Raw genomic sequence first — 20781 nt, forward strand, 5'->3', positions numbered from 1 at the left:
GTGAAAACAAGCAACCGGGGCCTTTGTCTGCCCCGCTCAGGCCAGGCCCGAAATCCCGCGCGGTAGGCACTGGTCGCTCCGGTAGGTTCGTGGAACACTGGGCAAATGGCAACCAGCTCAAACGCGCAGTCATGGCCAAAGGACTTCATCTGGGGATCCGCCACTGCGGCCGCCCAAATTGAGGGCGCCGGGCATGAGGACGGGAAAGAAGACTCCATTTGGGACACCTTCGCCCGCCTACCGGGTGCAATAGCCCATGGAGACAATCTGGAACGGGCAGTTGACCACTACCACCGGATGCCGCAGGACGTGCAGCTGATGAAGGAGCTGGGCCTTGATTCCTACCGGTTTTCCACCAGCTGGGCCCGGGTGCGGCCGGGTGATCGCTTCACCAACACCAAGGCCCTGGACTTCTACTCCAGGCTGGTGGATGAACTGCTGGAGGCTGGAATCCTGCCGTGGCTGACCCTTTACCACTGGGATCTGCCACAGGCGCTGGAGGATGAGGGCGGCTGGACCAGCAGGGACACCGCCTACCGCTTCGTGGAGTATGCCAACGACGTTTATGCCGCACTCGGTGACAGGGTGCAGCACTGGACCACCTTTAATGAGCCGTTCTGCTCGGCCCTGCTCGGCTACGGCTCAGGAGTGCATGCGCCAGGGCGGCAGGAGCCTCGAGCAGTCGTTTCAGCTGTCCACTATCAGCACCTGGCCCACGGGCTTGCCCTCGATGAGCTGCGCCGGCAGGGTGCCCAGCACCTGGGTATCACCCTCAATCTGAGCAACGCCATTCCCCGGGATCCCAATGATCCGCTGGACCTGGATGCTGCCCGGCGCTTCGATTCACTGCAGAACCGCATTTTCCTTGATCCCCTGCTCCGCGGGGCATATCCGGAGGACACTTTGCGGGACCTGACACCCTTCGGGCTTCCGGAGCTGATCCACCCGGGAGACATGGAGCTCATCGGGGCGCCGCTCGATTTCCTGGGCGTGAACCACTATCACGACGACCTTGTCAGCGGGCATCCGGACCAGCCGAACATTGACGGCCATTCCGGAGGTGCGGAGCGGAAGGCTGCCTCACCCTGGGTGGGTTCGGAAGACATCACGTTCCCCAGCAGGGGCCTGCCTCGGACAGCGATGAACTGGGAAGTAAACCCCGACGGCCTCCGCCACTTGCTCGTCCGGCTGGGCAAGGAATACCCTTCCCTGCCGCCGCTATACGTTACCGAGAACGGTGCTGCCTACGAGGACACTCTCAGCCCTGACGGGAAGATCCATGACCTGGAGCGGACCAACTTCATCCTGGACCATATTGAAGCGATGAGGCAGGCCATGGAACAGGGGGCTGACGTCCGCGGATACTTTGTGTGGTCGCTCCTGGACAACTTTGAATGGTCCTACGGCTACGGAAAGCGCTTTGGCATCGTGCGAGTGGACTACGACACCCTGGAGCGCACCATCAAGGACAGCGGACTGGCCTACGCCCGCCACATAGCCGCCGCCAAGGGCCAGCCAGTCAGCTGATCAGCAACCCCAGTGCCTCAGTCAGGTGCCCCACTTCCCTGACCGAGAAACCAGCCGGAACCGTGCCGGGCCCGCTAGGGCTCAGTGGGACTACTGCGTGGGTGAAGCCGAGCCGGTGGGCTTCGTGGATTCGCTGGTTGATGCCGGGGACGGGGCGGACCTCACCGGCCAGGCCCACTTCGCCGAATGCAATGAGTCGCTGGGGGAGCGGCTTCTTGGCTTTGGCCGAGGCTACCGCGAGAGCAATGGCCAGGTCAGTAGCAGGTTCGCTCAGCTTCACCCCGCCTACCGTGGCCACGTAGGAGTCGTCCTTGTGCAGCAAGCATCCGGCCCTCTGCTGAAGTACAGCCAGCAGCATCGCCACCCGTGAACTGTCCAGCCCGCTGGTGGCTCTCCGCGGCTGCGAGTTGGCGCTCTCGGCCAGCAGTGACTGGACCTCGGCCAGCAGGGGACGCCTGCCCTCCATGGTCACGGTGATGCATGTACCGGACACAGGATCCTTGGTGCGAGTGACAAATAGCCCGCTGGGATCGGCAAGGCCCACGATGCCGTCCTCGGTCAGGTCGAAGCAGCCGACGTCGTCCGTTGGGCCATACCGGTTCTTGACTGCCCGCAACAGCCTGAGCCGGGAATGGCGCTCGCCTTCGAACTGGCAGACGACGTCCACCAGATGCTCCAGGAGCCGAGGACCCGCAATTGAGCCGTCCTTGGTGACGTGGCCTACCAGCAGGGTGGTCATGTTGCGCCGCTTGGCTGCAGCGATGATGGACGCCGCCACGTCGCGAACCTGCGAAACCCCGCCCGAGCTCCCCTCGACGTCGGCGCTGCTGAGGGTCTGGACCGAGTCGACCACCAACAGCCGGGGTTCCACCTTCTCCACCTGGCCCAGGGCCTGGCCGAGGTCAGTTTCCGCGGAGAGATAAAGCGAGTCCGCCACAGCATCGATCCGCTCGGCCCGGAGTTTTACTTGCGCGGCGGATTCCTCGCCGGTGACGTACAGGACGTCCTGGCCGCTGCGCGCGAACTTGGCGGCAACATCCAGCAGAAGAGTGGACTTTCCCACGCCTGGTTCTCCCGCGAGCAGGATCACCGCTCCAGGAACCAGCCCTCCACCCAGCACGCGGTCCAGTTCGTCAACGCCGGTCGGCAGGAAAGCGGCCGTGGTGGCATCCACCTCAGCGATTCGGCGGGCGGGCTCGACAACTGTGGCGGCCGCCGTCGTACGCGCAACAGCTGCACCGGTCTCCTCAACTGTTCCCCAGGCTTGGCACTCGCCGCAACGCCCCACCCACTTGACGGTGGTCCAGCCGCATTCGGCGCACTTATAGGCCGGGGCTTTGGACGCCCGGGAAGTCTTGGTTGCCATGGGTACACAGTAGCCGCGGGGGCGGACAAGTTTCGCGCCGGCGGAATCGGAAGGCAGGCTCACAGCGGCAGTTCACTGCGTTCCGTAATGCTGGCATTGCCCGTTGACCTCACCTCTCAGACCCGGATACTTTGGATTGTAAGCATACTTATTAAGCGATCCTGCGAGCCGGAATTGATCTGAACGTGCCCTTTGTAGCCACCGCGAAAGCCGCCTCAAAAACAGGATCGCTGCCGCTTGCCGCCATGCTCGTTCTGGCCGCCATCGGTTTTACTGCCATCACAACCGAGCTCCTGCCGTCGGGCCTGTTGCCGCAGATGGCTGAGGACTTCGACGTCGGCGAATCACAGGTCGGGCTGCTCACCGTGGCCTATGCCGGCATTGTGGTGGTCACCGTACTGCCCATGGCGCGGCTATGTGCACGCCTGCCGCGGCAGGCGCTGCTGCTGGGCCTGGTGGTGATCTTCGCCCTGAGCAATGTGCTCCTTGCCCTCAGTCCCGAATTTTCCGTAGCAGTGGTGGCCCGCCTTATTGGCGGCGTGGCCCACGGACTCTTGTGGTCCACCATGGCTCCATACATCGCGGCGCTGGTGCCCGAGCACATGCTCGGACGGGCCATGGCCGTTGTGTTCAGCGGGAACAGTCTCGGCCTTGCCCTTGGCGCACCGGCGGGAACGGCGCTGGGGGCCTGGGTAGGCTGGCGCACGTCCTTCCTGATCATGGCGGCCACCGGAGCTGTGCTGGCCCTGCTGGCCCTCTGGCTGCTTCCATCAGTCCGGGGCAGCCGCAAGGGACAACCGCCGTCAGTGCTGCGGGCCATCCGCCAACCCGGCGTGAAATCGGTGACTATGGCCTGGCCCTTGATGCTCTTCGCCCGCTTTGCAATCTTCACCTACATTGCACCCTTCATTCTCGCTGCGGGATTGCCGTCCCAGGCCATCAGCATCTCCCTGTCCGTGGTGGGGGCAGCAAGCTTCGCCGGGCTCTGGATCGCCGGCATGACTGTTGACTCCCGGCCACGGCGTTCCCTGATCGCCGCCGCAGGAACTGTTGTGGCTGCCTGCCTGCTCCTGCCCTGGGCGGGCACCACGCTGCCAGGCGCATATTGTTTGATGGCCGTCTGGGGAGCGGCCCTGGGCGCCTGCGGCATCTACAACCAGGCAGCAATTCTTCGGGCTGGGAAGGAACATAGCGACGCCGCCAATTCACTGATGGTATTGGCCACCCAGTTGGGGATCGCCATAGGGGCGGCATATGGCGGGCTGGCGTTGTCCTTGGCCGGGCCGCTCTTGGTTCCCGTCGCAGCGGCGCTGCCCGCCGCCATCGCGCTTGTTGCGGTGATAGCCGGACGCAAGGCAGGCTACCCGCCGGGCCCGAAAGAGGGCGGGAAGGAAACCGGGCAGCAGGTGGAAAATGACGAGTCTCCCGCCGGAGAGCAATCCCCGGCACCGGAGGGAAGCGCGGCAGGCATCCGCCGGCGCTAGCCCTGTCCTGCAGCTAGCTGTATTAACCGGAGAGGTTAGTGACGCGGCTGGCCGGTGTCTGACCTTTGAGGGCAGTGTGGGCTCGGTGGTGATTGTAGGCATGGAGCCAGTCCGGGAATCCGGCAACACGCTCAGTTTCTGATCGGTAGGGGCGGGCGTAGGCCCATTCCTCGAGCATGGTGCGGTTGAACCGTTCGACTTTACCGTTGGTTTGGGGCCGGTAGGGGCGCGTGCGTTTGTGCTTGACATCCGGGCCCAAGGCCTCGGCGAAGAGGCGGGACCGGTAGCAGTTTCCGTTATCGGTCAGAACCCGTTGGACCGTGATGCCACGGGACTGGAACCACGCGTTGGCTCGCTGCCAGAACGCTGCTGCGGTTTCCTTTGTCTCGTCGGTGAGGATTTCGGTGTAGGCCAGGCGAGAATGGTCATCGACGGCGTTGTGGAGGTAGTGGTAGCCGGGCCTTCGGTTGGACGGGGTCCTGGTCCTGTTCTGTATTCCGGTGGCCCTGCCGAGGGCCCTGTGCCCGCCGCCGTCGGGGATCCTGCCGAGTTTCTTGATGTCAACGTGGACCAGGTCTCCGGGGTGGGCGTGTTCGTAGCGGCGGATCACTCGTCCTGTGCCTCGGTCCAGCCAGGTCAGCTTCGCCAGCCGGTAGCGGGAGAGGACGCGGTGCACGGTGGAGGGGTGGATGCCCAGCAGATACCCGATTCTTGCCGGACCCCACCGGCGGTTCACGCGCACGGCAATGATCCGCCGCTCCGTACGCCTTGCGGTCCGTTGCGGCGAGGAGTGCGGCCGGCTGGAACGGTCGGTCATCGCGGCCGGACCGTGCTCGCGGTAACGCTGTGCCCAGCGCGCAACCGTGGGTACCGAGACCTGAAACCGCTCAGCTGCGCGGCGCAGGCTCCAGCCCTGCTCAACAACACATTGCGCGAGGTGCAGCCTGCCACGTGGGGTCAGGAAAGCGTTAGGGTGGGACATGAAGACCTCCGTGCGTGGAATTGGACTCTAGGCAAGCCCCACTCCACCCGGAGGTCTTCTTCATGTCACCAAACCACGCCGAGCGTCACTAATGTCCGTGGTCAATACAGCTAGCTCTCGTCCTGCAGTGGCGGCAGCAGGTCCCGGGCTTCCTTTGAATCGATCCCCGTAGCCTCGAGCAGGTCAACCATAAGCGGCCGGAAGAGCATCACCACGGTTTCGCCTTCCAAGCGGTCAACGTCGAGCATCCGGGGGTGCAGCCTTCCGGCGACGTAACTGAGATCTTTACGGGCGGCGCGCAAATGGGCGCGACGAACGCCGTCGTGAACCTCGCCAAGACCCAGCGAAAGTTCATCGATGGCGTCCGCTGTTTCCCGCAGCACCTCAGCGAGGTTTTCCGTTGCCTCATCGGAGAGGGCTGCATGATTGATGGCACTCGTGAGGCGCCGGGCGAACACCCGGCTGTTACGGAGGGCAAGGTCGATGTAGTCCAGCGATTGTTCGAGCCGGTCGAGCTCATCGCGATGCCTGCGGTAGGCCGGAGCCAGGGTTGCTACTTCGCCGGAAGCCCGGAGGGTCTGGCGCATGGCATCCACCAGCGGTTGGCAATTACGGCCACGGACCAGAGCATGCCATGCCTGGGTGGAGTCGCTGTAGGTCAGGGCAGAGGCGCACTCACGCAGCACCTCGGCCAGTTCATGCAGCAGCTTCCGGACGTCCTTACGGGGTTCACGGCGGGGATCCTTGGGCACCAGGATGGTCACCAGCAAGGCAAAGAGCCCACCCACTACGGCGTCCAGGCTCCGGGTGAACGGCCCTCCCGCCGGCGCCGGCAGCAGCACCACCAGCAGGGACTGCAGCCCCAGCTGGGTGGTGAAGATGTTGCCGCCATCCAGGAATCTTGCCAGCAGGATGGAGACGAAAAGTACGACGGCGGCCACCCATATGTCGTCGCCCAGCCAGTGGAGCAGCAGGTCACCCACTGCGATGCCGATGGTGCAGCCCAGCCCTACCTCCACAACCCGGCGCAGGCGCGGCTCGCGGGAAAAACCGAGGGAAATCAACGAGGACGTCGCCGCGAACAAAGGCCCCGAGTGGCCCAGGACATACTGGGCAAAGGCGTAGGCTCCCACCGCACACACCGTCATCTGGAGGGCAGGGACCAGCGAGTTCTTACTCCTGACCAGACCGGTCCGGGCCCGGCCGCGGAGGAATCGTCTGGTTGCGGATATTCCAGTGACGGCCATGAACCCCAGTCTATTTGTTCCGTGTGACGCCTAATGGAACCGGACCGCCGACCGAATTGCGTGACTTTTGGCTGGCTAGTGCTGGTCCCGAGGCAATGTTTGCGCGGGATGCCAGCATTCTTCGGCACCTTGTTCCGCCAAAAGTTACGCATTCCGGCCGCTGCCAGCCCGATTTCGTGGCCAGTGATCCTCGGCCCTGTCGAAGCCAGCCGCTCCCAGCCAGTCCTGCAGGGCCAGCTCATGGGAATATTTGATCCCCATCCTGCGCTGCTCGGGCGAATCAACCAGGAACAAGCCACCCAGGGACCAAAACGCCTGCCCGCCGAGACTCGCCTTCACATGACCGTCGCTGGCGGACCAAGGCCGGGTTTTTCTTTAGGATCGGATAAAAGCTGATCGGATAAACGCTGATCGGATAAACGCTGCTCGGCAAACAAGGCAGGGAATGGGTGTTCTGTGGGAGATGCCACGCGGGAGAAAGCCGCAGATGTGCTGCGCGGGTGGGCTTTGGATGAGGAACTGAAACAGCGGGTGATGTCGTCGCCACCGCTGGCTGCTGTTGCCCAGAAGATTGCGGCGAACTACTCGGCGGGCGAGACGGTCCGGGATGCCATTGAAGCTGCCAAACGAAGCATGGCGCGGGGTCACCTGGTCAGTCTGGAGTACGCAGGTGAAAGCGTGCGCGACGCCGAGGTTGCAGAGGCCGAGACGGGAGTATTCCTGGAGCTGATTTCCGAGCTGAAGCAGGCGGGGATACCTGCCACGGTGTCCTTTGACCTCTCCCACGTCGGCTCCCTTGTCAGTCCGGCGCTCGCCTTGGAGAACGCGCGACGGATGGCAGACGCCTTGGCGCCGCTCGGAACGTCACTGATGATCTCCGCGGAAGGTTCCGATCGGGCCGATCTGGTGCTTGACCTCTACGAGGCACTCAGCGAGGAAAGGGTCGACGTCGGCGTCACCCTCCAGGCCCGTTTGCACCGCAGCGAAAGGGATCTTGAGCGTCTGCTGAAGCAACCGGGAACCATCAGGCTGGCGAAGGGTGCGTTCCTCGAACCAGAAGGGATCGCTTACCCGCGTGGCAGCGCTGAACTCCAAGAGAATTATCTGCGCCTTGCCGGGCTGATCATCGACGCCGGACATCCCGTTTCCATCGCGACCCATGACGCCGCGCTGATCGCTGAAATCCTCGAAAGGCACCCCAACCTCAGTGAGGCGAAGGATGTGGAGTTCGAGATGCTCCTGGGCTTGGGCACGTCCACCCTGGACCGCCTGCATGCTGAAGGCTTCACTACCCGTGAATACTCCATTTTCGGCGGCGAGTGGTGGCTCTATGTTTTGAACCGCATCGCCGAGGATCCTGAGCGGGTGTTCGACGCCATCATTGCGGCCACCCGCTGACACTACTCACCAGGGCGCCTGCCAGCTAAGGCGAGCGGTCAGTAGCTTTCAGACTTTGGCTCTTCCGTTGGCTTGATGAAAGCTGCGGCGAGGGCTTCGGAGCCGCGGGCCAGCAGTGCGACGTCCGCCCCGACCAGAACGAAGCTGGCGCCGTTGTCGACGTAGTGGCGTGCGGTATCGGGGTTGAAGGCGTTCACGCCGGCCGGTTTACTTGCCGCTTTCGCGGCTCCGAGGCAATGTTCGACGGCGGCACGGACCTCAGGGTGTTCCTGTTGTCCCAGCACACCCATGGAGGCAGCGAGGTCCGAGGGGCCAAGGAAGATGGCGTCCACACCCTCCACGGCGACGATCTCTGCCACCGAGTCCACTGCCGTTGTGGACTCAATCTGGACGGTGATGCTTATGGTCTCCCCGGCTCTGGCGAGGTAATCCGGAATGCGGTTCCAGCGGGCGGCGCGGGCCAGGGCTGAGCCCACCCCGCGGACCCCGTGGGGAGGGTAGCGGGTGGCGGCCACTGCAGCCTCAGCTTCAGCAGCCGAATTCACCATGGGGATCAGCAGGTTCTGGACGCCCAGGTCCAGGTACTGCTTGATGAGCACGGTGTCGTTCACTGGCGGACGCACCAGGGTGTGGACGGGGTAGCCGTGGATGGCCTGGAGTTGGGCGAGGATGGATTCGAGGCCGTTCGGGCTGTGCTCGGCGTCCACCAACAGCCAGTCGAGGCCGGAGCCCGCGCAGAGTTCCGCGATCAGCGGGCTGCCGGAGCAGACCCACATGCCCGCCAGCGGGCGGCCGGCTTTACCCTTTTGATGGCGCAGCGCATCCCGAAAGGTGTTGTCCGATTCTAGTCGAAGCGGCATGTGACACTCCCCAGCGGTCCGTAGTCGGCATGGACGGTGTCCCCTTTATATACCCACAAGGGCCGGGTGAAGGACCCGGCGAGGATGATGTCGCCGGCCTTCATGCTGTCTCCGTGGGCGGCGATCTTGTTGGCCAGCCAGTGGACGCCGTTGGCGGGATGGTCCAGGACGCCTGCGGCGACGCCGGTTTCTTCCACGGTCTGGTTTTTGTAGAGAATGGCCGCCACCCAGCGCAGGTCGACGGCGTCGGGCTTGACCGGCCGGCCTCCCACCACCATGGCCCCCATCGCGGCGTTGTCCGCGATGGTGTCTACGATGGTCCGGCCCTCCATCTCAATCCGGGAATCCAGGATCTCCAGGGCCGGAACCACGTACTCGGTGGCCTTCAGGACATCGAAAATGGTGCAGCCCGGGCCTTTGAGCCCGTCCTTCAGGATAAACGCCAGCTCCACCTCCACCCGCGGGTGCGTGTACCTGTCCCATTCAACCGAACAGCCCGTTTCCAGCACCATGTCATCGAAGATGGCGCCGTAGTCCGGCTCAGTGATCCCGGTGGCGGCCTGCATGGCCTTCGACGTGAGGCCGATCTTCCGCCCAACCAGGGTCCGGCCGGCATCCTCATTCCGGCGGCGCCACAGCTGCTGCACGGCGTAGGAGTCCTCCACGGTCATCTCCGGATAGCGGGAAGTCAGCCGGGGCACGGGAGTCCGGGAACGTCCGGCCTCCAGCAGTTCGTCCGCAATGGCCTCAATCGTCTTGGCATCCAGCATGCTAGACCTGCGCTCCGAGCTTGAACCCGGTGGTCTTTTCTGTGGAACCGCCGGATTCCTGGCCCGGCTCCCGGGTGTAGGAGAACCCGTCCGCGCCCACGGTCACTGCCATCTCGCTCTTTTCCTCGCGTTCGATCACAGGCTGCGGATTGCCGTCCAGGTCCAGCACCAGGGAAGCCTCGGTGTACCAGCTGGGCACTACCGGGTTGCCCCACCAATCGCGCCGCTGGTTATCGTGAACGTCCCAGGTCACCACCGGGTTGTCCGGGTCCCCGGTGTAGTAGTCCTGGGTGTAGATCTCGATCCGGTGCCCATCCGGGTCCAGGATATAGAGGTAGAACGCGTTGGATACGCCGTGCCGGCCGGGGCCGCGTTCGATCCGGTCGCTGATGCGCAGCGCGCCCATTTTGTCGCAGATCTGGATGATGTTGTGCTTCTCGTGAGTGGCGAAGGCGATGTGGTGCATGCGCGGGCCGTTGCCGCCGGTCAGTGCTGTGTCGTGCACAGTCTGTTTGCGATGCATCCACACGGCGTAGGAAACGCCGTCGGAATCCTGGATGTCTTCTGAGACGCGGAAGCCGAGGTCCTCCAGGTATTTGCGGCCCCGCTGGACGTCAGGGGTGACCTGGTTGAAGTGGTCCAGGCGCACAAGCTCGCCGGCGGAGTAGAGGTCGTAGCGCTGGGTGAGGCGCTCCACATGCACCACATCGTAGAAGAACTCGTAGGGGAACCCCAGCGGGTCCTCGACTCTCACGGAATCGCCGATGCCCTTGGTGAAGCCTTCCTTGCGGCGTTCGGTGCGGCAGCCCAGTTCCTTGTAGTACGCCTCAGCAGCATCAACCTCTGCTGGGGACTTCACCCGGTAGGCGAACGCTGCGACGGCGGCGATGGGGCCCTTGCGGAGCACCAGGTTGTGGTGGATGAACTCCTCGAGGGAGCGCAGGTAGATGGTGTTCTCGTCTTCTTCGGTGACGTGCAGGCCCAGAACGTCGACATAGAACGCGCGGGACTTGGCGAGGTCCGTGACCACGATTTCCATGTAGGCGCAGCGCACGATGTCCGGAGCGGGAACGGTGGGGGTGGGAACAAAGTTGGTCATGTGATTCTCTCTTCTTTGAGGAGGTAGGGGACGGCAGCCGTACAGGCTAGCCCTCGTTGGCGGCCGAGGCTTCGATGCTGCCGAACTTAGGAGTGTGAACAGAGCCGAGGGTGATGTGGACGGCCTGCTGGTCGGTGTAGAAATCGATGGAGCGGTAGCCGCCCTCGTGGCCCAGGCCTGAGGCCTTCACTCCGCCGAAGGGGGTGCGGAGGTCGCGGACGTTGTGGCTGTTCAGCCACACCATTCCGGCCTCGACGTTCTGGGAGAAGTTATGTGCCCGGGTCAGGTTCTGCGTCCAGATGTAAGCAGCCAGGCCGTAACGGGTGTTGTTCGCCAGAGCCAGCGCCTCGTCGTCGTTCTCAAACGGGGTGATGGCTACGACGGGACCGAAGATCTCCTCCTGGAAGATCCGCGCGTCGGGGGAGACATCAGCGAAGACTGTCGGGGCGATGTAGTTGCCTTCGGGCAGGTGCTCCGGCCGTCCGCCGCCGGCCAAAAGCCGACCTTCGGACTTGCCGATCTCCACGTAGGACGCCACTTTGTCGTAATGCTCCGGGTGGACCAGGGCGCCGACCTCGGTTTTGGGGTCGTGAGGATCGCCGACGACGATGTTCTTCGCGCGGGCGGCGTACTTTTCGCAGAACTCGTCGTACACGGGGCGCTCCACCAGGATCCGGGACCCTGCGGTGCAGCGCTCGCCGTTGAGGGAGAAGACGCCGAACAGGGCGGAGTCGATGGCGGCATCCAGATCGGCGTCGGCGAACACCACACAAGGCGATTTTCCGCCGAGCTCCATGGAGAGGCCCTTGAGGTTGGCCGCAGCGTTGCGGAAGATCGTCTGACCGGTAGTGGTCTCGCCAGTGAACGAAATCAACGGCACGTCCGGGTGCTTCACCAAGGCATCGCCGGCTTCCTCGCCGAGGCCATTGACCAAGTTGAAGACGCCGTCCGGCAGGCCTGCATCCTTGAAGATCTGCGCCCACAGCGATGCCGAGAGCGGAGTGAACTCAGCCGGCTTGAGAACCACCGTATTCCCGGTGGCCAGCGCCGGGGCGAGCTTCCAGGACTCCAGCATGAACGGCGTGTTCCACGGCGTAATGAGGCCGGCGACGCCGATCGGCTTGCGGTTCACGTAGTTGATCTGCGAGCCGGGCACCTTCATCGCGTCGTCGAACTGCGCCACGATCAGGTCCGCGAAGAAACGGAAGTTCTCGGCCGCACGGAGGGCCTGGCCCTTCGCCTGGGTGATCGGCAGGCCCGTGTCGAACGTCTCCAGTTCGGCAAGCCGTCCCTCCTGGGCTTCAACGGCGTCGGCGATTTTGTTCAGGACCCTGGCGCGCTCACGGGGCTTCATCTTCGGCCACGGGCCGTTGGTGAACGCCTCGCGGGCTGCTGCGACCGCGAGGTCGATGTCCTCTTTCTGCCCGGCTGCGGCAGTCGCGTAGTTCCGGTTGGACACCGGATCCAGGACGTCGAAGGTCTTGCCGCCGACGGAATCCACGAACTGGCCGTTGATGTAGTGCTGAATGTGCGCGGGCAGATCCTGCGGCACGTAATGGGCTTTGGTTTCTTCTGCAGTGAACGTCATTGTTGTTTCCTTACTGCTTTGCGGGTCTTTGCCTCCGGTGGGGAAGCTGGTCAGATGTTTTTGGCCTGGCTCAGGTACGCGTCCAGGGTGGCGGAGCGGTGCAGGCGGGCGGCCTTTTCGATGTCGTCAGGGCTCGCGCCGGACTCGATGAGCCGGAGCAGGGCTTCGTGTTCATCCACGGAGTCGTGGGCGCGGCCAGGCACGAAACGGAAGGTGGAGGACCGGAGGGAAGCTAAGCGGTTCCAGCCTCGGTGAACCAAATCAAGGATGTGCGGGTTGGGGCAGTGCTCGAACAGGACACTGTGGAACTCCTGGTTCAACAGGGTGAAGCGGACAGGATCGAAGTGTTCCAGGCACTCGCGCATCTCCGCGTTCACCGCACGGGCTCGCTCAATGTCCGTTCTGCCGATGAGCGGAGCCGACAGGGCAGTGGCCGCACCCTCCACGATGCTCAGGGTCTGCATGGTGTAGAGGTATTCGGTGGGATCGATGCCGGAAACGGTAGCGCCCACGTTCCGCTCGAAAGTCACCAGTCCTTCGGCTTCGAGCCGGCGGATGGCCTCGCGGACAGGGACCACGCTGACTCCAAGGTTGTCCGCGATTTTGGCGAGCACCAGGCGATAGCCGGGGGAGTAGGTGCCATCAACAATCCGCGCTTTGACTGCGTCGTAGGCCTGCTGGGACTTGCTGCCTGTGGCGGTGGCCGTATTGCTGCCTGTGATTACAGCCGTGGCGGCGGTGGGGGTTTCAGTCATCAGACCTTGCCTGCTTCCCATGCTTCATATTTACGGCGCCATTCCGCGTTGAGCGGGTACAGGCCATCCACACTGTTCCCCTGCTTGACCATCTCGAAAATGAACGCCTCCTCTTTCTCCTGGGCGATGCAGTCTTCAACAAGATCTTCGGCGAGCGACGGCGGGATCACCAGGATGCCGTCCGAATCTGCCACGATGATGTCACCCGGCTGAACGGTGGTGCCACCGCACGCGATGGTGATGTCCGTGTCCCAGGGGATGTGTTTCCGGCCCAGCACTGCCGGGTGTGGATTGGCGAAGTACGTGGGCATTTCCAGTCCTGCCACAGCCGAGAAGTCCCGCACGCCGCCGTCGGTAATGATGGCAGCCGCACCGCGTATCTGGGCGCGGAGAGCGAGGATGTCGCCGATCGTTCCCGTGCCCTTTTCTCCGCGCGCTTCCATGACCAGGATTTCCCCGTCATTCACCGAGTCGATGGCCCTTTTCTGGGCATTGAAACCGCCGCCGTGGGCCTCGAAGAGGTCCTCCCTGTTCGGCACGTAGCGAAGCGTGCGGGCGAGGCCAACCACGCGCCGGTCCGGATGGGTGGCCTGCAGCCCGTCGATGCTGACGTTGTTAAGGCCCCGTTTCCGCAGTTGAGAGGAAAGCGTGGCTGTGGCAACGCTTTCGAGCTTCTTCTTTAGCTCCGGAGTCAGCACGGATTTTAGTTCCGGCAGGCCGGCGGCTGCCCTGGAGCCGTAGGCTTCCTCACGCTGAACGTCATCGGTCCTGGGCTGGGCGCCGAAGTCCGCGAACGGCGTCGTTCCCTGCGTAACGGTTGTGGTGAGGCGCCCGCTGCTGTGCCCCGTTTGAGGGGAATCCACTTCAACCTCGACGACGTCGCCCGGCACCGCAACAGAGGCCCCCGCCGGCGTCCCCGTGAGGATGATGTCCCCGGGCTCTAGGGTGAGCAGCTGCGAAAGGTCTGCGATCAGGCGGGCAAACGGGAACAACAGATGCGCTGTGGTGTCCTCCTGGATGAGCTCCCCGTTGTGCCAGGTTCGGATGCGGAGTTGTGTGGGCTTCACTGCCTCGGCGGGAATGAGGCCCGGGCCAACGGGGGTGAAGCCATCTCCGCCTTTGGACCGGACGTTGGAGCCCTTATCCGCATACCGGAGGTCGTACACACCAAGGTCATTGCTCGCAGTCACCCATTCGACGTGGCTCCAGGCGTCCTCAAGGCTGACGCGGCGGGCGGGCTTGCCGATCACCAGCGCGATTTCACCTTCGTAGCCGAGGAGCTCGCAACCGGCAGGCCGCTCGACAGTTCCCGGAGTATCGGGCGAGCCAAGGGCCAGGGAAGACGGCGGCTTGAGGAAGTAGGAAGGCTGGGCCGGGATACGTCCGCGCTGGGCGGCACGGCTGGGGTAGTTCAAATGCACAGCGATGACCTTCCGGGCTGAGCCTAGCGTGTCGCCATTGACCTGCTGCACAGGTTCTCTCCTCATCGAGTATGAAATCGTATACGAAACATAGTCTCCCCTTTGGCGCTTGTCGTCAAGAGGGAAAGGATAAATGGCTACGCAGTAATGATTCTCATCACCTTTGATCTGCTGAAACTGTTGACTGTTAACAATCACCTCCCTAGAGTCGCGGTATGACAATCCCCAGCTTCCGGCCCGAGCACGTTTCCTTCGGCTGCTACGGCACCCTCATCAACTACCAGACTGAGGCGGCGACCCGTCCCCTCCTTGCAGGCCGTGTACCCGAAGAGCAAATAAATCCTTCATGCGCGATTGGCGATAGTTCCGCTACGCCAGGTGTGCCGCGACTACTACCCTTACGAGCAGGTGGTCCATGATGCACGGAACCGCGTCTCAGGAAATGAAATATCGAACCCAATGAGGACGCCGGGGGAAGCAGTTCGGCGCCGCTCTGAGGACGTGGGGAGCCCACGATGGCGTCATCGAGCCACTGAAGACCATGGGTGAAAACTACAAGCTCATCATCCGTTCCCCCGCTGGGCGCAGATTTCCACGCTGTGTACACGGCAGAGCAGGCGGCTACGATCCCCACAGCCCCGCCTACAACTACACCACCGTCAACTCCCTCGACGAGTCAATAAGCTCCTCGGGCTGTAAAGGAAAACGCATGAGTTCTCAACAGAAGGGCAAAGTCGCCCTCATTACGGGAGGCAACCGCGGGATCGGGCTGGAGATAGCCCGGCAGCTCGCGGGTCACGGCCACCACGTTGTTCTGGGTGCAAGGAACAATGGCGCCGGGGAAAAGGCGGCAGGGCAACTGGAGGAGCAGGGCTACTCCAGCTCCGCCGTCGAACTTGACGTCACGGACCCCGGTTCGGTCCAGCGGGCTGTTCTGGAGGTGATCGAGGAGTTCGGCCGGATCGACGTACTTGTCAACAATGCAGGGATTGCCATCGACGGGCCGGAGCATGTGCCTTCCGATCCCGGCTTCGAGAAGATCAGGGAAACCTTGGATACCAACCTGATTGGTGCCTGGGCGTGTGCCGGAGCTGTATTGCCGCACATGCGGGCTGCCGGCTATGGCCGGATCGTTAACCTGACCAGCAACATGGCCTCCCTGGGACTGACCGGCGATGCAGAATCTCCCGCCTACCGGATCTCGAAAGCTGCGCTGAACATGTTGACCGTTGTCCTCGCGGCTGAGGTTCGTGGCGAGGGTGTCCTGGTCAACGCAGCGTCGCCCGGCTACACGCGGACCGACATGAGCCCCAAGGCGACGCAAACCGTCGAGCGTGGTGCCGATACTCCCGTCTGGCTGGCCACCTTGCCTGATGGGGGCCCTTCCGGCGGCTTCTTTTTCGAGCGTTCGCCGCTGCCATGGTGAACACCCAACTGGAACAGGCACTGCTCCAGCCGCCAAGCGGGATAGAGACTCCGGCGGTCTTTATTGACCGTGACGTCATTGCCGCAAACATCAAGCGGATGCAGGACTTCGTAGCAAACAGCGGTGTCAGCTTGCCACCGAGGGATCGCCGCGGCCCCTGCGCGTGCTGGTGGAGATCGACGGAGCCCGCCGGGGCGAGGTTCGCCCGCAGGAAGCCGGGGAGCTCGCTGCCGAATGGATTCGGCTGGGCCTGGATGTTGCCGGGATCTTCACCTACCCCGGGCATGCCGGCAAATCCCGCGACGCTCGCCGGGGATGGGCCGCTGACGAGGTGCGTGCAGTTGAAGAGGCCATCGCGTCCTTCGCCGCGCAGGGCATCCCGGCGGGAATCGCCAGCGTGGAAAAGCTGCTCACCGACGTCGGACTCGGCCTCCAGGACGTCGTACGGTGCGTCTGCTACCTCACCGACTGGGCAGACTTCGCCGAGATGGAGAAGATCTTCCGCGAGGTCTTCTCCGTAAACCCTCCGGTCAGGGCCACCGTAGGCGTCGCAAGCCTCGCCCGGGACTGCAAGTTCGAAGCCGAAATCACCGCAACCCGGTAGGCATTAGGCCTCAAATACATCAGCTGGCACCCGTGGTTCCTGCGAGTGCCAGCTGTGGTTAACGAGATGTTTGGACAGCTCGTTGGATGGGGCGGGAAGCATCCTTATTAGCAGCCTGCCGGTGCCTGGCTACGGCATCGGTGTTTCCACACCGGGCGCTGCAGTACCGCTGCCGTCCGGCCTTTGAATTGTCCACGAATGCTTTGAAGCAGGTCGCCCGTGCGCAGCTGCCGATCCGTTCGCCGCCGCTCCAGGCTATGAACAGGGCCAGGCCACCCGCCGTGACAGCCTTGACTCGTGACAGGACGTCATCGCCTTCAGGGAAAAGGTGGAGGTGGGGGCGGGAACCGTCATGGGTGGTCAAGGAGATGGTGCCGGCGACGCTATCAAGGAGGGAATTGATTGCGGTGCATCTTTCATCCACGTTTTGGGCGGCAAAGGCTGGTCTGAGTTCGCCCGCCCACGTGTGCAGACCCTGCTCCGCCTTGGCGTCCAGCATGGGTTCGCGAATGTTGAAGTCCTGCAGCAGCGCTTCCAGGTTCTGCCCTTCCGGGGCGTTGACCAGAGCGGCGGCCAGCTGGGCTCCCACCTGATTTTCGTGACTGTAGGCCATCCCTCTAGTGTAATGGTTGAACGGCACCAACCCATTACAGGATGCTGGATTTATGCATGAACATCACTGGCAAATCCAATCCGAGCACTCCACGTCTTCCGGAACCGTCACCTATTCCCACTGCCGCTGCGGCGCCCACACGATGCAGTTAAGGGAGGCCACCGAAACCCTCCTGGCCGCCGTCGTGAACTACAAAGTCCTGTGATAGCCCACAGCCTGTTGGCATTGCTTCCAATGCTGGGATTAATCGGTGGCGGCTTCGCAATGAAGACGAGGACTTTCCTCACCCCCGAGTTTTGGCCTCAGGCTGAAAAGCTTTGCTACTTCGTACTCCTACCCGCCCTGTTCATTAACGGGACGGCGACCACCGAACTGGCCGACTTGCCGATTGGCACGATGGCTCCGGTTCTGGCCGGATCGGTCATCGTGACTGCCCTGGCCCTGGCCCTGGTGCAGCGGAGATTCCGCTTTGACGGGCCGGCCGTTACCTCAGTGGTGCAGGGAAGCATCCGCTTCAACAACTATCTCGGGCTCTCCATTGCCGTCATCCTCTATGGTGAACAAGGAGTGGCCCTGGCGGCGATCACCAACGCAATTCTCGTCCCGTTGGTGAACGTTCTCTGCACCATCGTCTTTGCCCGCCACGCGCGCAATCCGCTGTCCGCCACGGGAACCTTCCGCAGCATCTGTACGAATCCGCTGATCCTGGCGTGCGCCGCCGGAATCGTCCTCAACCTCACCGGCGTCGGACTCCCGGTAGGGATTGCAGAACTTGTCCGCGCGCTCGGCAGCGCATCTCTGCCCCTTGGACTTCTCTGCGTCGGTGCAGGACTCCAAGTCAACAACATCGGGCGCAATGTTCTCCCCATCGCCTACGCGTCCGCCATCAAATTCCTGGTACTGCCGGCAATCGCCGTCGCAGGATGCCTGCTGTTGGGGTTGGCCGGGCCGCCGGCGGGCATCGTCGTCCTCTTCCTGGCCCTGCCCACGGCATCCTCGGCGTACGTCATGGCCAAGGCACTCGGGGGAGACTCTTCCTTGATGGCATCAACCATTACGCTGCAAACCATCACAGGGGTGTTTTACCTGCCCGGCCTTCTGTTCCTCATCACATCATTCACCGCGTAGCTGGAGGTCCTGAGTCCATACGCGGTTTTTCGGTAAGTGCGTGCATTCTGCCGGTTCCTCGTCATAGGGTACGCAAATACACATCATCTTGGTTTCCGGGGAAGGGAACGACACAATGAGCCTGCGAGGATTCACCATCATGCGCGGAGGGGCCCTAATGCACTGGCATGTGGACGACCTCGAGGCCACTGTGGAGCGGTTGCAATCGATGGGCGCCACGGAGTACCAGCCGATCACTGCGCACGGGGAGAAGTGACGTGGAGGCCCTCGAGTTCCGCGACGCCGCAGAATGGGAGTCCTGGCTCGGGGCCAACCGGCATGAACAGATTGAAGCCTGGCTGCTGATCGGTAAGCGCCGTTCGGGGACGGCTCTGATCACCATCGAGGAAGCGCTCGACGTCGCTCTTTGCCACGGATGGATCGATGGCCAGCGCAAGTCCCACGACGACGTGTCATTCCTCCAGCGCTACTCGCGACGCCGGGCGAGGAGCTCTTGGTCGAGGGTCAACGTGGCTAAGGCCGAGGAACTGATAGCGGCCGGGCGGATGCAACAGTCCGGATTCGCGGAGATCGAGGCTGCTATTGCTGATGGGCGGTGGGAGGCTGCCTATGAGTCTCAACGCACCGCCGTCGTCCCTCCCGGTTTCGCGGAGGCCCTGGCCGCCGATGCGGCAGCGAACGCTGCTTTTGAGAAGCTGGGACGATCCGAGCGGTACGCCGTGATCCTGCCGCTGCTTAAGGCACGCACTCCGGAGTCCCGAGCCAAGATTATGGCCCGCGAGATGGCGAGACTGGCCCGGCGGGACTAGCCTCCGGGTGCACAGCCGGGGCACACGATCGGCAAAACTGCGAACAGGCGAAGTCTAGGCCCGGGGACGCGCAAACGGTCCAGGGACGCGCAAACGGTCCAGGGACGCGCAAACGGTCCAGGGACACGCATATTCAGGTGTCCCCGGACCGTATGCGCGTCCTGGCAACTTTTGCTAGGCAGTCTCGCGTCGCGCCACGTTGTAGAAGCGGATGTTTTCGTACTCTTCGAGGCCCTCGGCGCTTCCTTCACGTCCAAGGCCTGACTGCTTGACGCCTCCGAACGGGGCGCCAGCGTTGGACGGTACGCCTTGGTTGATGCCTACGATGCCTGTCTCGAGACGATCGGCGACGTTGAGGGCGCGGTCGAGGTTCTCGGTGAAGACATAGCCTGCGAGGCCGAATTCGGTCGCGTTGGCCCGGGTGACTGCCTCGGCTTCTGAGCTGAACCGCTGGATCGCGGCAATGGGGCCGAAGATCTCGGACTGGGCGACGTCGGAGTCTTCCGTGACCCGGTCCAGCACGGTCGGGGCAAAGAAGTTGCCGGGCGAGTCGTAGCCGTGGCCGCCGGTGAGCAGTGTTGCTCCGAGGGCGACGGCGTTGTCGGTGTAGGCCTGCATTTGGGCTACGGCACGGTCATCGATGAGTGCGCCGAGCCCGGTCTGCTTTCCGAGGCCGCTTCCGACGGTTATCTGGGCGAAGCGTTCGGTGAGTGCGCCCACGAAGTCATCCGCTATCCCGTCCTGGACGTAGATGCGGTTGGCGCCGATGCAGGACTGCCCGCCGTTGCGGAGCTTCGCTGCGAAGGTTCCGTCCACTGCCCGCTGAAGGTCGGCGTCGTTGAAGACGATAAGCGGTGCGTTGCCGCCGAGTTCCATGGAGCTGCGGAGAACATTCTGGGAGGCAAGCTTCAGGAGCTGGCGGCCCACCGGGGTTGAGCCGGTGAAGGAGACCTTCCGGACGCGCGGGTCAGTCAGGACGGCTTCGCTGAATGCGCCTGACTTTGAGGTGGTGATGACCTGGATCAGGTCTTCGGGCACTCCTGCTTCAATGGCGAGCTGGACCGCGAAGTAGGTGGTCAGGGGCGTGAGGGTGGCGGGTTTGATGACCACGGGGCAGCCTGCTGCCAGGGCCGGTGCGATCTTCCGGGTTGCCATGGCCAGGGGAAAGTTCCACGGGGTGATCAGCACGGCCAGGCCTACGGGGGAGCGGCGTGTCAGCAGGCTTGCTCCGCCGTCAGGGGTTTCCCGGAAGTTTCCTGCGGGGCGGACTGCTTCCTCGGCGTACCATCGGACGAAGTCGGTACCGTACTTGACCTCGCCGCGGGCCTCCGCGAGCGGCTTGCCCATTTCGCGCGAAATCAGGTGTGCCAGATCTTCGGTGTGTGCAACGAGCTTGTCGTACCAGGCGTGCAGCACGTCGGCGCGCTGGCGGAGGCTGCTCGTTGCCCAGTCAGCTCCTGCCGCGTCGGCCTTCCCCACAGCCTGCAGTGCAGCCTCAACATCATGGTCGGGGACATGGGCTATGGTCTCGGCCGTGGCAGGATCCTGGACTGCGATGCCGGAGCTGGGGAGATTGATGGATCGGATGACGGCGTCTGCCTGCCGGAGGCTGTCGGGGTCTGCCGCAATCAGGGGCGTAGTGACGTCGGAAACGAGGCTCATTGGTTCTCTCTTTCGGTAATGGATTGCTCGTTGGATGGCTCT

20 protein-coding genes and 2 pseudogenes are annotated in these 20781 nt (G+C 63.3%); 10 read left to right on the forward strand and 12 right to left on the reverse strand.

Annotated features, from left to right (window positions below):
* The first annotated feature begins 105 nt into the window (after positions 1 to 105).
* Positions 106 to 1527, forward strand: coding sequence for a GH1 family beta-glucosidase (locus M1D88_RS01475; protein WP_458112860.1), 1422 nt, complete (start codon positions 106 to 108; stop codon positions 1525 to 1527).
* On the opposite strand, the gene radA is transcribed toward M1D88_RS01475, so the two are convergent.
* A complete protein-coding gene (gene radA / locus M1D88_RS01480) occupies positions 1520 to 2893 on the reverse strand; it encodes a DNA repair protein RadA (RefSeq protein WP_458114602.1) in 1374 nt (457 codons plus the stop codon). The two genes, M1D88_RS01475 and radA, sit on opposite strands and share 8 nt — an antisense overlap.
* Positions 2894 to 3078: 185 nt before the next feature.
* On the opposite strand from radA, the gene M1D88_RS01485 reads away from it, so the two are divergent.
* Positions 3079 to 4377, forward strand: coding sequence for an MFS transporter (locus tag M1D88_RS01485; RefSeq protein ID WP_458112861.1), 1299 nt, complete (start codon positions 3079 to 3081; stop codon positions 4375 to 4377).
* Between the two features lie 22 nt (positions 4378 to 4399).
* Here the strand turns inward: M1D88_RS01485 and M1D88_RS01490 are convergent, their stop codons facing one another.
* The 3 genes and pseudogenes from M1D88_RS01490 to M1D88_RS01500 all read right to left on the reverse strand — a co-directional run.
* Positions 4400 to 5359, reverse strand: a complete 960-nt coding sequence (locus M1D88_RS01490) for an IS481 family transposase (protein WP_458112862.1) — start codon at positions 5357 to 5359, stop codon at positions 4400 to 4402.
* A 110-nt stretch (positions 5360 to 5469) separates the two neighbouring features.
* Positions 5470 to 6606: an FUSC family protein gene (locus M1D88_RS01495; protein ID WP_458112863.1), complete on the reverse strand. Its 1137-nt coding sequence runs from the start codon at positions 6604 to 6606 to the stop codon at positions 5470 to 5472.
* A gap of 165 nt (positions 6607 to 6771) precedes the next feature.
* Positions 6772 to 6939, reverse strand: a pseudogene (locus M1D88_RS01500) (FAD-binding protein); the annotation flags it as partial.
* Positions 6940 to 7062: 123 nt separating this feature from the next.
* Between M1D88_RS01500 and M1D88_RS01505 the strand changes: the two are divergent.
* Positions 7063 to 8004, forward strand: coding sequence for a proline dehydrogenase family protein (locus M1D88_RS01505; protein WP_458112864.1), 942 nt, complete (start codon positions 7063 to 7065; stop codon positions 8002 to 8004).
* 38 nt (positions 8005 to 8042) lie between these two features.
* Here M1D88_RS01505 and M1D88_RS01510 read toward each other — a convergent pair whose 3' ends face one another.
* Genes M1D88_RS01510 through M1D88_RS01535 form a run of 6 tightly spaced genes read right to left on the reverse strand, consistent with a single transcriptional unit; the run spans position 8043 to position 14548 of the window.
* Positions 8043 to 8864, reverse strand: a complete 822-nt coding sequence (locus M1D88_RS01510) for an HpcH/HpaI aldolase family protein (protein ID WP_458112865.1) — start codon at positions 8862 to 8864, stop codon at positions 8043 to 8045.
* Positions 8849 to 9634, reverse strand: a complete 786-nt coding sequence (gene hpaH / locus M1D88_RS01515) for a 2-oxo-hept-4-ene-1,7-dioate hydratase (RefSeq protein ID WP_458112866.1) — start codon at positions 9632 to 9634, stop codon at positions 8849 to 8851. The genes M1D88_RS01510 and hpaH overlap by 16 nt, the downstream gene beginning before the upstream one ends.
* Position 9635: 1 nt before the next feature.
* Entirely contained in the window at positions 9636 to 10733 is a 1098-nt protein-coding gene (gene hpaD / locus M1D88_RS01520; protein ID WP_458112867.1) for a 3,4-dihydroxyphenylacetate 2,3-dioxygenase, read from the reverse strand.
* A 46-nt stretch (positions 10734 to 10779) separates the two neighbouring features.
* Positions 10780 to 12321 (reverse strand): 5-carboxymethyl-2-hydroxymuconate semialdehyde dehydrogenase, encoded by a 1542-nt coding sequence (gene hpaE, locus M1D88_RS01525; RefSeq protein ID WP_458112868.1) that lies wholly within the window; start codon positions 12319 to 12321, stop codon positions 10780 to 10782.
* A gap of 50 nt (positions 12322 to 12371) precedes the next feature.
* Positions 12372 to 13076 carry a GntR family transcriptional regulator gene (locus M1D88_RS01530; protein WP_458112869.1) on the reverse strand — a complete coding sequence of 235 codons (705 nt, stop codon included), beginning with the start codon at positions 13074 to 13076 and terminating at the stop codon, positions 12372 to 12374.
* Complete coding sequence (locus M1D88_RS01535) at positions 13076 to 14548, reverse strand: fumarylacetoacetate hydrolase family protein (protein ID WP_458112870.1); 1473 nt, start codon at positions 14546 to 14548, stop codon at positions 13076 to 13078. The genes M1D88_RS01530 and M1D88_RS01535 overlap by 1 nt, the downstream gene beginning before the upstream one ends.
* Before the next feature lie 658 nt (positions 14549 to 15206).
* Here M1D88_RS01535 and M1D88_RS01540 point away from each other — a divergent pair.
* The 3 genes and pseudogenes from M1D88_RS01540 to M1D88_RS01550 all read left to right on the forward strand — a co-directional run bounded on the left by M1D88_RS01540 (position 15207) and on the right by M1D88_RS01550 (position 16527).
* Positions 15207 to 15923, forward strand: a complete 717-nt coding sequence (locus M1D88_RS01540; RefSeq protein ID WP_458112871.1) for an SDR family oxidoreductase — start codon at positions 15207 to 15209, stop codon at positions 15921 to 15923.
* Between the two features lie 148 nt (positions 15924 to 16071).
* A pseudogene (locus M1D88_RS01545) lies at positions 16072 to 16263 on the forward strand (alanine racemase); the annotation flags it as partial.
* Positions 16264 to 16320: 57 nt separating this feature from the next.
* On the forward strand, positions 16321 to 16527 hold the full coding sequence (locus tag M1D88_RS01550; RefSeq protein ID WP_458114603.1) for a RidA family protein: 207 nt from the start codon (positions 16321 to 16323) through the stop codon (positions 16525 to 16527).
* 58 nt (positions 16528 to 16585) lie between these two features.
* On the opposite strand, the gene M1D88_RS01555 is transcribed toward M1D88_RS01550, so the two are convergent.
* Positions 16586 to 17140, reverse strand: a complete 555-nt coding sequence (locus M1D88_RS01555) for a CGNR zinc finger domain-containing protein (RefSeq protein ID WP_458112872.1) — start codon at positions 17138 to 17140, stop codon at positions 16586 to 16588.
* Positions 17141 to 17192: 52 nt separating this feature from the next.
* Here M1D88_RS01555 and M1D88_RS01560 point away from each other — a divergent pair, with 52 nt between their 5' ends.
* The 4 genes from M1D88_RS01560 (at position 17193) to M1D88_RS01575 (ending at position 19077) form a co-directional block, all read left to right on the forward strand.
* Positions 17193 to 17345 (forward strand): hypothetical protein, encoded by a 153-nt coding sequence (locus M1D88_RS01560; RefSeq protein WP_458112873.1) that lies wholly within the window; start codon positions 17193 to 17195, stop codon positions 17343 to 17345.
* Between the two features lie 14 nt (positions 17346 to 17359).
* Entirely contained in the window at positions 17360 to 18268 is a 909-nt protein-coding gene (locus M1D88_RS01565) for an AEC family transporter (protein ID WP_458112874.1), read from the forward strand.
* A 115-nt stretch (positions 18269 to 18383) separates the two neighbouring features.
* Positions 18384 to 18524, forward strand: coding sequence for a VOC family protein (locus tag M1D88_RS01570; RefSeq protein ID WP_458112875.1), 141 nt, complete (start codon positions 18384 to 18386; stop codon positions 18522 to 18524).
* 1 nt (position 18525) lies between these two features.
* Entirely contained in the window at positions 18526 to 19077 is a 552-nt protein-coding gene (locus tag M1D88_RS01575; RefSeq protein ID WP_458112876.1) for a YdeI/OmpD-associated family protein, read from the forward strand.
* 174 nt (positions 19078 to 19251) lie between these two features.
* Here M1D88_RS01575 and M1D88_RS01580 read toward each other — a convergent pair whose 3' ends face one another.
* Positions 19252 to 20739 carry an NAD-dependent succinate-semialdehyde dehydrogenase gene (locus M1D88_RS01580; protein ID WP_458112877.1) on the reverse strand — a complete coding sequence of 496 codons (1488 nt, stop codon included), beginning with the start codon at positions 20737 to 20739 and terminating at the stop codon, positions 19252 to 19254.
* Positions 20740 to 20781: the final 42 nt, after the last annotated feature.

This window comes from Arthrobacter sp. R1-13, assembly GCF_054161475.1.